Here is a 13765-nt window from a genome sequence, read left to right as displayed (position 1 = left end):
TTAAAAGTTAAAAGTTTCAGTATGAAGCTAAAGGCGAAGTTTAGGGTATAGGTGAATGCGAACGAACTCTCGGCATTCTGCGATTTAGAAAGCTTAAACGGCCAACAAGTGTTGGTCGTTTTTATTTTGGTTCTCAAGCGGGTTTTAAGCTAGATAAGTGGCTTAAGACATTAAGAAATATGATTTTATTTGGGTAAAAACATCTTGTCTTAAGCTTTAATGAACTACATTTAAACGAGGTGTAGATATACAGTGTCACGCTGTATTGAAATAGAGATTAACTTAAGCATAAGCGTATAAAAGCAGACACAGAGATTGTCTGAGGAGGAACAAACTGTTGTTAGATCCAACAATCAGTGAACAAATACAATGGCCGTGTGAATTGTCTGCGGACTTGATAGAAAGCTTGCTTGATATTGCCGTTTTTAAATCGGGTGTCGACAGCTTTGAGATTACAAAAAAGTTTCAGAATTTGCCCGGTGTCTTTTATATTTTAAGTGGCTCCGCTGGAATCTGTTTTTCTACAGAAAACATGAAAAGCTTATCTGGTGGTGTTATTGGAAGGGGAGATTGGATGGGGGCTTTGTCTATACATGCTGACTACAACCTCTTTGCCGTGGCAGAAGAAGTCGAGCCTATTACTATGGTACTTTTTCCTGCAAGCAAGGTATTAGAGCTCGCAGAGCGGAAATGCATGGTTTACAAATGGCTACTTCACTGTGGAACCAAAGCGCAATCTATTTGGATGCAGGCTTACTTATCCTCGATTCATGAAAAAGAGCAGAAAACCATTTACGTCTTGTTGGAACTTGCGGCACGCCAGACCAATATCGCGGGGGCAACCGTCAGCATTAATATTTCACAAATTCAACTGAGTTCGATAACAGGCATATCAAGACCTAGGCTAAACGAAGTTCTTAAAGGGATAGAGCAACAAGGCTTGGTTAAGATACAAAGAGGAAAGGTGTTTATCACCGATGTTAAGGGCTTGTATGAGCATATTTCACCGATGAATTTGATGATACGAGATCCTGTTGCTGAAATTAAGGCATGAATCTTTAACACTACGAGCTAACGTTTGGATTACTAGATTTTCAGTGTTTATTAGATATTTCAAAAAATTATGCACAGTGTTCTTTTAGGAACATACATTACAAGAGAACACCTATAATGTTCACTCTAGATTTATAAATTGAATTAGAGCGGAATAGAATTGTTATGAAAATGGCTGTATTGGAATATAAAGTATTGGGGCTTGGTGATTGGATTAAAACAAGAGTTTCTAGCCGCTGTGCGCACTTACTGGCAGCAGAATACAAAGCGCTAGGATGGCCAACGAAAGTAGATGGGAAAGTGTTATCGACTGAGTCTGTCTAATCTATGTAAGCCTAAATCATTTAGATGAAGACAAAAAAGAAGCTGGCAGTGCGCCAGCTTCTTTCATTTTTAATTAAGACCATTGAGCTACTTGTTCACGTAGTCTTTGAATTTCTGCTTCGTTTCAGCATCCGCTTTTTCGTACCAGAAATACAACATTTCTTCGGCTGTATTCGCCGCATTTCCATCAATCTTTGCTGGAAGCGTTACGGGTTGTACTACAGCAGCCGCTGTGCCCGCGCTAGCACCTAGTGTAAGTGCTGCGATGCCGCCTTTCTGGTTGTATTCTTTAGCTTCTTGGGGGTATTTACGACCAATCTGCATGCCATCTTTGATCAGCTTATCTTGCTTAACACTGATTGCATTTTGGTTTTCATCAACCAGTTTCCAATCTAAGTTTTGAAGGCTTTTTTTCGCTTCAGCTGTATTACGGTATTTAGGCATATCAAACGTTAATACGGCGCCAGTCGCGCTAAAGGTTGCAATAATAGCGTCGCTATCAATGAACTCACGATCGTTGCCTTTATCAAAAGCAAGTTGATATTGGAATACGATTTGATTTTGACCGTCCGGAACGGTTAGCGTTTTATAAGAAGAGAATAAGCTACCATCGAGATCTGGCTTAGCTTCGTTGACCGCTAGAATATCAACACTTGATGGAACTTGGATTTCAACGTCAGCTAACACGTGCGGTGCTACGATAATTGTGGAAAGCAGTGCAATGGATTGTAATGTTTTCATAATCATACAGTTGTTTATGGATAGTTAAATTACAATCTCATGCAGAACGAAGTATTTCAAGTTACCTTGTCTCGATTTGGTAAAATTCACCGAAACTTAACCTAAGCCTAATTCTTGAACGTACGAAACGTATTTTTTTCGTTCGTATTATGGTGTGGCCTCAACGTTTTCTCTTCTGGATTATCTAAATCGCTCTCTTGAGCGCTTCGAAGCGACTGCAGAGTGATATACATAGGAACGAGAGCAGATACCCAAATGGCATAAATCGTAATCACTCGGTTGAAGGCGACGAACCAGGTTTCACTACCTGTCCCCGACAAGTAGTAACCCAATAGAGTCAGCAGGGTGCAGATGATTGCCCACATGATTGTGGAAAATGGGTCTCTTGTTGTCGATGCGAGTATCACAATCGTAATGTAAGGGACTGCCATAGCAACGCCCAAAGGAACATGGTAATCGACGGCGAAAATAATGGTCGCACCAAGGGCTAAGAGCACGTTTGATCGCGTATTGGGTAAATTGAAGTTCCATGTCATGTGATATCTCACTTAGCCCGTTTTACGTTGTTGATTGAGCCTGTTTTACGTTGTTGATTGAGTTTGTTTATTAGGCGTGTTGCTTGGTGGCTGTTGACCATTAAACGGTTGATCAGTTGTTGGATTAATTCGGCTTCTGGCATGATTTGACGCTCTGCTATCTGTTCAGCGAAAGTGGCAAGTTCCAGTACTTCCGTCATTTCAAACTTTGACGCAATGCTTATTACTGCGTTTAAAGTTTTATTTAAGTCATCGGGTCTGGCGCTCGAGAACAGCTCTATCAATTCATCAATTTCGTTTTCTAGGTCATCAACGAGAGACGTTAAGCATTTGAGTTTTTCATCTAATTTAAGCTTACCTGTGGCTAATAAATGGCTTCGAGAAAGCTCTTCTTCCGTCAGTGGAAGTTTGTTCTTGGGTGGGCGCGTTAATATAGTGATGTTGCTTTCATCTTTGTCTGGAAAGTTATGTACGTTAACCAAGTTATGTCGGTTGCTCTCAAACTGATGATGAAACTCATTGATGGCGTTTTGTAAGCTGTTTTTCTGTAATGGTTTGGTGAGCACGAAATCAGCCCCGGACATGATAAATTCGTCATGCGCTTCTTTAAACACATCGGCTGTACACGCGAAAACTACGGTAGTCAGCTTGAGTTCCTTGCGGATTTTTTGAATCGCTTCAACACCGCTCATGTTCGGCATGTGGTTGTCCATTATGATTAGGTCATATTGGTTTGAAGCCAATTTATCTAAGGCTTGCAAACCGTCGTAGGCGTTCTCAACGGTTAAGTTTATAGATTCACAAAACTTCCTAATCACCATTGCGTTGATCTTATTGTCTTCTACTAACAATACCGAGAAGTTGTCGAGTGCCTGATTGGTTTTTGTTGGTGTTTTAACGACGACTTTTTCTTCGAGTTCGTGCATTTCAAGCGGAAGCGAAATGGTAAATCGAGTGCCTAGATTAAGTTCACTGGTAACCGTAATTGTACCACCCATCAGTTCGACTAACTGCTTAACAATGGAAAGCCCTAATCCTGTGCCACCAAACTTACGGGTCGTGGAAAGCTCGGCTTGTTCAAAGGCTGTGAATATATGGTCTATCTTGTCTGCTGCAATGCCAATACCAGTATCCGTCACCAAAATATTAACGCTTGGCGGGATTGTCTGTGCAATCAAAAATTCAACTTCGACTTTACCTGATTCAGTAAATTTAACTGCATTGCCTGCCAAATTAAACAAGATCTGACGCGTACGCGCGGGGTCTCCCACCAACTGAATATTGGTAGGTATGTTGTCCTTGATGACAAAACTTAGCCCTTTGTCCTCTGCAAGTGGTGTCAATGTCTTATCGAGATGTGTAACCACGTCTGTGACTGAGAATGGGCTGTATTCAAGTTCCATTTTTCCTTGTTCAACCTTAGAGAAGTCAAGAATGTCATTCAATATGGTGACGAGGTGCTGACCTGAGTCGATGATGATCTGTGCTTGCTTACGAGTGTCTGTGTTTTGCGATTCCTCTTTGATAATTTGAGCAATACCTAGTACGCCATTCATCGGCGTTCTTAATTCATGACTCATGGTGGCAAGGAATAAGGACTTCGCTTCGTTGGCTTTTTCTGCTTTGTCTGCGGCTTCTTGATAGGCAAGGTTGTTTCGTTTTAATTCAAAGACCCGGAAGATAAATATGGCGAACGAGAACACGAAGGTTAGTAGTGCTAGTGTGATGGTGAGTTTAACCATGACGCCTTCTAATTGGTCTTGAAGGTCGGTGAATTGGTGTTCAATTTGCTCAAGGTACTCCATGTTATGCACCGAAAGAACTTGAGATAACAATACATTTTGTTGCTGATTAAGTTCAGCGAACGTTTTAGACAGGTCCGCCAACTCTGAGCTTATCTGTTGATGTTGAATTTGGGTGCCTGTAAATAACACGCTAGCGAGCAGCTCACTTTGAATATTGATATCCGGTGTAGAGAGTGCATTTAACTCTTCTGAATTAAGCTCGCTTGCTGCTTCACGATGGTTTGCTGAATGACTATCAATGAGTTGTAGCGTTAGGGATTGCAGTATGAACTGACGAGCGACGCTCAACCCTACGAGCTTGTCGAGCGTATCGACATTGGATATCGAGGCTTTGTGGAAACGTTCAAGTAATTGAGTGGTTTGTAAGTCTTGAAAGAACGTTGAGTGGATGCTTTCACCCTGATAGCTACCCTTTAACTCTTGCAGTTCTATTTCTAGTCTGACTAACTCAGCCGAAATTTGGTAAGGGTTCGAAATATCAGCGAGAGCAGCGTTGGTTATCTGATCACGCATTTCTAAAACTTCATGCCCCAGCTCTCGAACAGATTCTCCATATTCCGATACTTTCTCGTGCTCAGAGTAGGTCAGTATGATTAAGCTAACCAGCCCCACAAATAGCGAAATAAAGAATAAAAATATGAGTCTTATCTTATTCATTTTCAAACTCCACTAACATTTTAGGACGGTTACCTGTTAGGGTTTCGAGGAACACTTTAATCTCGTTAATGGTTTGTTTTTCAAATGTCTTGCCGAGTTGGCTTTCACCCATGATTTTGATGGCTTCCTCTAACGTTTCAGTTTGACCATCATGAAAATAGGGTGCAGTGATCGCCACGTTTCTTAAACTGGCGACACGGAAGAGGTGCTTGTCTTGTGGTTGTCCTGTAAACATAAATCGACCTTGGTCTTCACTTCGTTCTGAACCCGTTTTTGATAACCCAAAATAACCAAATCGCATGACCATTCCTCCGCCAATATTGGTACCTTGGTGGCAACGAATACAACCTTCCTTCTGAAAGGTTTCCCAGCCTCGCTTGGCCTTATCAGACAGCGCTGAATGATCGCCTCGCAAGTACTGGTCGAAAGGAGAATCAGGTGTGGTTAGCCCTTGCATGAACTCAATAAGCACAGCCTTAATCGAAGCTTCGTTGATGGTTGTCGATTGTTCTTTGAATAGGCTGATGTAGGTCTCCGATTGAGATACATAGTCCGTAATATGTTTCCAGTTTGAATCCATTTCGTCAACGTTGTGTACTGGACCATCGATTTGATCGCCAAGGTTATTCACCCGACCATCCCAAAAAAATCGGTAGTTAAAGGCAGCGTTAAAAACGGTGAGTGAATTTCTCATTCCCGCTCCATTTACGCCAATGGAAACAGGAATCACTTCAGCGCCATTGGTTTGTAGGCTATGACAACTTTCACAGCTGACACTTCGGTTCGACGATAAGTTAGGGTCTTTGAATAGCGCCCAACCTATCTTGGCAAGTTCATTGTTAATCTCGGTCGAATCTGGAATTGGGAAGATTTGTTGATCTGGAAATGCCGCTTGTTGGGCATCTTGTGAGTTTGTATTTGAGTCGTGTTCTGAAGAGTATGAATCATCATGGTCGTTTGCATGAGAGTGATTTTCTTGGTGCTCAAATGAGGCGTGCATCTTTAAAGAAGCGGCGTCATAAACCAGTAGGCCTATTGAAACGCAGATGACAGTGATGCTTATTACTGCTAAATATGGCGTTTTCATAGTATTAGTTCCATCTAGTTTAGATAATTTTGGCAAGTCAGAATCCTTCTGATTTAAACCTTATTCACCCTGTGGATGAGAGGTGCATAATTATAAACTTAGTTTCATACCGGTGATGTTGCAAGAAGATGGTGTAACAAGAGGAGAGGAGCAAGATGAAGTCATTGAATCGTTGAATGACAAGGTACAGGGATCGTTAGAAACAACGCGTTACGTAGGGCAAGTTAGTGAGTTAACGGTCAATTCGAAAAGACTTTGTTGTATAAAACTCGGATTTTTAAGATACAGAATATAAGTGCCAGACGTAGAAAAACCGTGGTAACTGCATAGAGTGACCACGGCTTTGGTATTACATCATGTACTTTCTAAACTGCTTGAATTACATGGTCTAGAGGGGCTTATTTAGCTTGAGCTGCTGCCGCTTCTAGTTGCTTAAGTTTACCTTGAAGCATGTAAGCATTTTGGTTGAAGTTACCAGGGTTCAACACTTGGCTTTGCTGCATTGGGTAGTCAGGTAGCGTGTTCATGAACTCTTGTACTTTGCCGCCTACTGGTACGAATAGCCACATGTTGTCTGCCATCCAGCGTAGGTACATGCCCGATTCGTGTGGTGCTTTTTCGAATGGGTCAGCACGTAGGTGAACAACTTGAGGCCAGTTTGGTTGGAAGCGAACCGCATCAACGATGTTACCGTCCATCACTGCGAACGAAATCTTGAAGTCATTCCAACGAACTGCGTTTAGCTCAGCGTTAGCAGAGAAGTAAAGCATGCTGTCACGAGGTCCTTTTTCTTCTTTACCTTGGAAGTAAGGTAGGAAGTTGTAACCATCTAGGTGAACACGCCAGTTTTTACCGTTGTAAGTTGCACCTTTATCAGACGCTAGCTTATCAACTACTTTATCATCACCAGCGGCTGCTAGTAGAGTAGGGATCCAGTCTTGGTGCCCCATGATATCGTTGATCTTAGTTCCCGGTTTGATAGTACCAGGCCAGCGAACTAGCTGAGGAACACGCATGCCACCTTCGTAAGTTGTACCTTTCTCACCGTGGAAGTAAGTAGCACCACCATCAGGCCAAGATACGGTTTCTGCACCGTTATCGGTAGAGTAGATTACGATAGTGTTGTCTGCGATTTTAAGCTCATCAAGCTTGTCTAAAAGGATACCCACTTGGTCATCGTGCTCTAGCATGCCATCAGCGTAGATGCTGATACCAGATGCGCCTTGGTATTTTTCTTGTAGACGAGTCCACACGTGCATACGAGTTGTGTTGTGCCAGATGAAGAATGGTTTGTCAGCTTTCACGGCTTTTTCCATGAAGGCTAGAGATTCTTCTAGGAACTCTTCATCCGCATGCTCCATACGCTTACGCGTCATTGGGCCTGTATCTTCAATCTTACCGTCAGAAGTCGATTTGATTACACCACGAGGGCCAAAGTTCTTACGGAACTCAGGATCTTTAGGGTAGTAGTAAGTCTCTGGCTCTTCTTCCGCGTTTAGGTGGTACAGGTTACCGAAGAACTGGTCAAAACCGTGGTTCGTTGGAAGGTGTTTGTCTTGGTCACCCATGTGGTTCTTACCGAACTGAGCGGTCATGTAGCCCTGTTCTTTAAGAAGGTCTGCGATCGTTGGAGCCCAATCAGGGATACCGTGGTCCGAACCTGGCATACCGATAGTCAGTAGACCTGTACGGAAAGGTTCTTGACCGGTTAGGAATGCAGCACGACCAGCAGTACACGATTGTTGACCGTAGTGGTCAGTAAATAGTGCGCCTTCGTTAGCAATACGGTCGATGTTAGGTGTTTCGTAACCCATCATACCGTTGTTGTATGCACTGATGTTGAATACACCAATGTCATCACCCCAGATAGCAAGAATGTTTGGTTTTTCTGCTGCTGTTGCCGCTGAAGAAGCTGCTAATAAGCCAACACCTAATGCTAGTTTATTAATTTTAGTACCCATAAGGACTCCGATTTACTTTTAAGATTAATGCGTTAGAACAACGCATCGATGAGTAAATGTTATTCTCAAAATTCCGTTACGTCCTTTTATAGTGCTTATAACCAATCGTTATGATGCATGGTTAACTTGCTGATTAAATTGAATTTAGGCTGATGGTTACCAGAAACCCTTAGATAACATGTGTGATCCTTATCATGTTTGTCGCCGTAAACCTTATCGATAACTTCTGCACCTGTATCTGAATAAAAAATGACAAAAAGATTAATAGCTTAGCGAACCTCGCGCATGCTTAAAAAATGGACTATACGTTGTAGGGCAGGATGCAAATAACTTACGAAGAGGTTTCTATGACAGCGAAATATGGCGTTAAACGTCGTTTAGCGATTTTGGGTACGGCGATGATGGCGGCTTCCACCACCACATTCGCAGCTGAAAAGCCAAATATTCTCGTGATTTGGGGAGATGATATTGGACAGTCTAATGTTAGTGCATACACCTTTGGTTTAATGGGTTACAAAACGCCTAATATTGATAGCATCGCCAAAGAAGGGATGATGTTTACCGATTATTACGCTGAACAATCGTGTACTGCGGGTCGCTCTACCTTTATTACGGGACAAAGTGTATTACGAACAGGTTTGAGTAAAGTAGGTTTGCCGGGCGCAGACATTGGCTTGCAAGCGGAAGACGCGACAATTGCAGAAATGCTGAAACCTATGGGTTACATGACAGGTCAATTTGGTAAAAACCACCTTGGCGACAAAGATGAATTCCTTCCAACAGCACACGGGTTTGACGAATTTTTTGGCAACCTTTACCACCTGAATGCTGAAGAAGAACCAGAGAATGAAGATTACCCAACCGATCCTGAGTTTCGTAAGAAGTTCGGTCCGCGTGGTGTTATTAAGTCATTCGCTGATGGCAAGATTGAAGATACGGGTCCACTGACGCGCAAGCGTATGGAAACGGTCGATGAAGAAACACTAGACGCGGCACTTGATTTCATGGATCGCGCAGTGAAAGCGGACAAGCCATTCTTCGTTTGGTGGAACGCAACACGTATGCACTTTAGAACGCACGTGAAAGCCGATAGTAAAGGTGTGACCGGTGTCGGTAATTACGCCGATGGTATGGTTGAGCACGATCGACACGTTGGGCAACTATTGAAGCAAGTGGATGAGTTGGGAATCAAAGACAACACGATTGTTTTCTACTCAACGGATAACGGCCCACACATGAACTCTTGGCCAGATGCGGGTACAACCCCGTTCCGTGGTGAGAAAAACACTAATTGGGAAGGCGCATACCGTGTACCAGCAATGGTCCGTTGGCCTGGTAAGATTGAACCAGGAACAGTATCCAATGAAATCATGCACCACATGGACTGGATGCCAACTTTCGTTGCCGCTGCTGGTGATGACCAAATCAAAGAGAAATTGCTGAAAGGTCATACTGCCGGTGATAAAACGTTTAAGGTTCACTTAGATGGTTATAACTTCCTTCCTTACCTAACGGGTGAAGAAGAAAAAGGCCGTCGTTCAGAGATCTTCTACTTTACCGATGATGGCGATTTAGCGGCGCTTCGTTACAACCAATGGAAAGCGGTGTTCATGGAGCAACGTGCAACGGGTACCATGCAGATTTGGTCAGAACCGTTCGTGACGTTACGTCTTCCTAAGCTGTTTAACCTGCGTATGGACCCATACGAAAACGCAGATATTACTTCGAATACCTATTATGACTGGTTGTTAGACCATGCTTATATGTTCGTTCCTGCGCAAGCGTATGTAGGCGAGTTCCTAGAAACCTTTGCCGAATACCCACCACGCCAAAAAGCAGCAAGCTTTAGCTTGGATCAGGTTATGGAGAAACTTCAAGAGAACCATAATAAGTAAGCTTTGGTTTATTGAAACTGATAGCTTGATGAAACTGATAACACGAAAGAGCTCCTAGGAGCTCTTTTTTTTATGCGCATATCGATGAGTAAATCCCGGTCGTGAATATGAATCACAACTATCGTGCTCATTGCCACTAAATAATTGTATTTTAGTCGTTTTTACGTCTACCTTAGTAAGCATAAGGATGTATAAAAACAAGGAATGTTATGTCTGCATGGTTGTGCTCGCTAGTGAACGGATTGAAACACCAGAGAGTCGCAGTATTATCCGTAATCTTGTCTCCACTTATGTTGTCGTTGTTCAGTTTGAGCACCTATGCCAACGAGCAAGATCCTAATAGCAACACTGAGGCTTCAAAGCTCAGTTCTGTAGCTTCACACGCTAGCTCTGATGTTTTACCTATCGGCTCTAAAGCCACCTATGTCGGATCGGAAGCTTGTGTTGATTGTCATAGTGAAGAAGTCGAAGCGTGGCAGGGCTCTCATCATGACATGGCGATGAAACACGCTACAGATGAATCTGTATTAGGCGATTTCAACGATCAAACGGTCACTCATGGCGGTAAACCCAACCGATTTTTTCGCAAGGGTGAAGAGTTCTGGGTCAATATCGAAGGTCCAGACGGGCAATTCAAAGATTACAAAATCAGCTATACCTTTGCCTTTGAACCATTACAACAGTACATGGTTGAGTTTGAAGACGGCCGTGTACAGTTGATTCCTTTCGCTTGGGACTCTCGCACTGAGGGCGAAGGCGGCCAACGCTGGTTTAACCTCTACCCGGATACCACCAACACTGATGAATTCTACTGGACCAATAGCGGTCAAAACTGGAACTTCATGTGTGCCGATTGCCACTCAACGAATCTAGAGAAAAACTACGACAGCGCGAGTAATACCTATAACACTACTTGGTCTGAGATTAATGTCGGTTGTGAAGCCTGTCATGGCCCTGCAAGCGAGCACGTTAAACAAGCCCAGCTAGCAAAAGCCAACGGCGGAAAGGATGCTCAAGTCTCGTCACATTATGGCTTTGATCGCGACTTGTCGAAGTCAGTGAAAGAGTGGATCTACCAAGAGGGCAACTCAACCCTTCAACCGAAAGACATCGTCCATACCAATCAAGTTCAAACTTGTGCTCAATGCCACAGCCGACGAACTCAATTGAACGAAAGCGGCGATCACGTAAATGGTTCGTTCTTCGATAAATATCGCCTTAGCTTGATTACCCCTGAGCTTTACCACAACGATGGTCAAATCTATGATGAAGATTATGTTTACGGCTCTTTTCTTCAATCGGTGATGGCAGAGAAAGGCGTCACTTGTACAAATTGCCACGATCCCCATACTGCAGAACTGAAAATTGCAGAAGAAGCGGTGTGTAGCCAATGTCACATTGCCTCTGAATACACGCCTGAAAAGCACACATTCCATGAAGCGAATACCGAGGCTTCACAATGTACGACTTGCCATATGCCTGAAACGACGTATATGGAAGTTGACCCAAGGCGTGACCACAGTTGGCACATCCCGCGACCTGATGTTAGCCAACATATAAAAACACCGAACGTGTGTACCAGTTGTCATGAAGATCAAACCGACCAGTGGGCCGATAAGCAGATTAGCGCATGGTTCCCAGATTCTAAGTATCGTAATCAACAGCATTTTTCCGTCGCCTTTTATGCCGATTCAATAGGGCACAGAGGGGCAGAGGATGCGTTGGCATACTCGGCTCAGGACTCCAGCTTAAGCAATATCATTCGTGCATCGAGCTTAGAACGTTTGGGCGGCAATACGGGTAAGAATACGCTTATCTCGCTAGCAAGAGCGGTGAAACATGATGATGAAATGATCCGTTTGGGCGTTGTGCAAGGCTCGTCTGGTTTCCCATTCACTGACCGTTGGCAAATTCTAGAGCCACTACTGAAAGACCCTGTATTGTCGATTCGTTCAGAAACCGCAGGTGCATTGGTACGTTATTGGGGAGAAATGAACCCTCTGCAGAAAGATCAAATCAAGCCTGCATTGGAAGAGTACATTGAGATACAGCAATTTAATGCCGATAGAGGATTTGGACGAACTAACCTAGGCAACGTTTACCGCGATCTAGGTCAGCACGATAAAGCGATTGAGTTCTATCAAGGTGCTATCGAGATTGAGCCTTACTTCGAAAACAGCTACGCCAACTTGGCGGATTTGTATCGAGCGCAAGGTAACGAAGCAAAAGCGTTGTCGACGTTGAAGCAAGGTATTGAAGCTCAGCCTAAATCGAGTGTATTGCCATACAGCACAGGGTTATCTCTGCTTCGTGTGAAAGATTACGACAAAGCAACGGAGTACCTTAAACAAGCTGCTGAAACGGCACAAACCGACCCACAATATTGGTATGTGTACGGATTGACTTTGGAGAAATCAGATGTGCTTGCGGCAAGTCAATCACTGCACAAGGCTTACCAATTCAGCCGCAATCCACAACACCTGTATGTACAGTGTGAAATCTTAGCGCGAAATTACCAACAACCCGGTGTATCTAAAGCGTTTGAACAATGTGTTTCACCATTGAGTAAGGTGGCGCCGCCTGAGGCGATTAACCAATTGAAAGCTATGCTGAAATAAAGCACCAGAATTGACGTGGCTATGGTGTTTATAACTAATAGTTATGGGGCTTGTGAGTAGGATGTACGCAGCCAGATTGAATTAAGGGAAGACCTATGAACCATGCGCAACAAGCAATAAACCAACTGATTGAACAGACAGAGAAAAGTGTTATCGGTCAGAGCCACGTCGTTCGGGCTCTGGTAATCGGATTATTGACCAATGGCCATGTGCTTCTAGAAGGGCTTCCCGGCACAGCGAAAACACGCTCGGTCAAGTCGTTGGCGAATTTATTGAACACAAGCTTTGGCCGAATTCAGTTTACGCCCGATCTCTTGCCATCAGATGTGACAGGTACTGAGGTGTATCAAGAGCTAGAGGGTAAGCCTCAACTGCATTTCCAACCGGGGCCTATTTTCAACAGCATTGTTCTAGCCGATGAAGTGAACCGTGCTCCTGCAAAGGTACAAGCGGCTCTGCTTGAAGCCATGGCGGAAGGAACGATTACGGTGGGTGGTCAAACTCATATTCTGCCAGATCTATTCATGGTGCTAGCCACTCAAAACCCAGTAGAGCAAGAAGGTACGTATCCACTACCTGAAGCCCAAATGGACCGTTTTATCATGAAAGTGACGGTCGACTATCCAGAAGATGAAGCTGAACGTGACATCATTCGACTTGTGCGCAGTGAGGAACTTGGTAGCGAGACGAGTTCGGAACTTGTAACTCCACAGCATATTGAACCTGAATTGGTGCTTGAAGCGCGTCGCCAACTTCCAGACATTGCCGTTTCCGATTTAGTTGAGAACTACATTGTGGCTTTGGTAATGGCTACACGAAAACCTGAGCGTTATCCAGAATCAGACTTATCGAAATGGATTGAAATTGGTTCAAGCCCTCGTGCATCTATTTCATTGGATAAATGCGCTCGCGCTTATGCGTGGTTGCGAGGGCGTGACCACGTCACGTTAGATGATGTGCGTGCCATGTTGCCGACCGTATTAGGCCACCGATTCTCGTTGTCTTATGACGCATTGGCCGATGGCGTTGATCATCAAAGAGTGGTTGAAGAACTGCTTGATAATGTTGAGATCGGATAACTAGGGGGC

The 13765-nt window shown here is 43.7% G+C and carries 10 protein-coding genes; 5 read left to right on the top strand and 5 right to left on the bottom strand.

The features are described 5' to 3' along the window. Positions 1-337: 337 nt before the first annotated feature. Positions 338-1054 (top strand): Crp/Fnr family transcriptional regulator, encoded by a 717-nt coding sequence (locus AC3CH4_RS23550; protein ID WP_017081172.1) that lies wholly within the window; start codon positions 338-340, stop codon positions 1052-1054. A gap of 164 nt (positions 1055-1218) precedes the next feature. After that, positions 1219-1377 (top strand): hypothetical protein, encoded by a 159-nt coding sequence (locus tag AC3CH4_RS23545; protein ID WP_202910123.1) that lies wholly within the window; start codon positions 1219-1221, stop codon positions 1375-1377. An 87-nt stretch (positions 1378-1464) separates the two neighbouring features. Here the strand turns inward: AC3CH4_RS23545 and AC3CH4_RS23540 are convergent, their stop codons facing one another. The 5 genes from AC3CH4_RS23540 to AC3CH4_RS23520 form a co-directional block, all read right to left on the bottom strand. Then, positions 1465-2118 (bottom strand): DUF2057 family protein, encoded by a 654-nt coding sequence (locus AC3CH4_RS23540; protein ID WP_488543950.1) that lies wholly within the window; start codon positions 2116-2118, stop codon positions 1465-1467. Positions 2119-2225: 107 nt separating this feature from the next. Beyond that, a complete protein-coding gene (locus AC3CH4_RS23535) occupies positions 2226-2654 on the bottom strand; it encodes a hypothetical protein (RefSeq protein ID WP_488543949.1) in 429 nt (142 codons plus the stop codon). A gap of 8 nt (positions 2655-2662) precedes the next feature. Then, a complete protein-coding gene (locus AC3CH4_RS23530) occupies positions 2663-5116 on the bottom strand; it encodes a hybrid sensor histidine kinase/response regulator (protein WP_488543948.1) in 2454 nt (817 codons plus the stop codon). Then, positions 5109-6203 carry a cytochrome-c peroxidase gene (locus AC3CH4_RS23525; RefSeq protein WP_488543947.1) on the bottom strand — a complete coding sequence of 365 codons (1095 nt, stop codon included), beginning with the start codon at positions 6201-6203 and terminating at the stop codon, positions 5109-5111. Before AC3CH4_RS23525 ends, AC3CH4_RS23530 begins: the two co-directional genes overlap by 8 nt. A 398-nt stretch (positions 6204-6601) precedes the next feature. Continuing rightward, positions 6602-8164: an arylsulfatase gene (locus AC3CH4_RS23520; RefSeq protein ID WP_108086006.1), complete on the bottom strand. Its 1563-nt coding sequence runs from the start codon at positions 8162-8164 to the stop codon at positions 6602-6604. Between the two features lie 347 nt (positions 8165-8511). Here AC3CH4_RS23520 and AC3CH4_RS23515 point away from each other — a divergent pair, with 347 nt between their 5' ends. From AC3CH4_RS23515 to AC3CH4_RS23505, 3 genes are all read left to right on the top strand, one after another. Next, positions 8512-10059, top strand: a complete 1548-nt coding sequence (locus tag AC3CH4_RS23515) for an arylsulfatase (RefSeq protein WP_004730481.1) — start codon at positions 8512-8514, stop codon at positions 10057-10059. Between the two features lie 209 nt (positions 10060-10268). After that, positions 10269-12677 (top strand): tetratricopeptide repeat protein, encoded by a 2409-nt coding sequence (locus tag AC3CH4_RS23510; protein WP_488543946.1) that lies wholly within the window; start codon positions 10269-10271, stop codon positions 12675-12677. Positions 12678-12772: 95 nt separating this feature from the next. Continuing rightward, entirely contained in the window at positions 12773-13756 is a 984-nt protein-coding gene (locus tag AC3CH4_RS23505) for an AAA family ATPase (protein ID WP_488543945.1), read from the top strand. Positions 13757-13765 lie beyond the last annotated feature (9 nt).

It is taken from the genome of Vibrio sp. QJM3NY_26, from assembly GCF_057786005.1.
The sequence above is the reverse complement of the archived record's forward strand: the minus strand, read 5'-3'. Positions and strand labels throughout refer to the sequence as shown.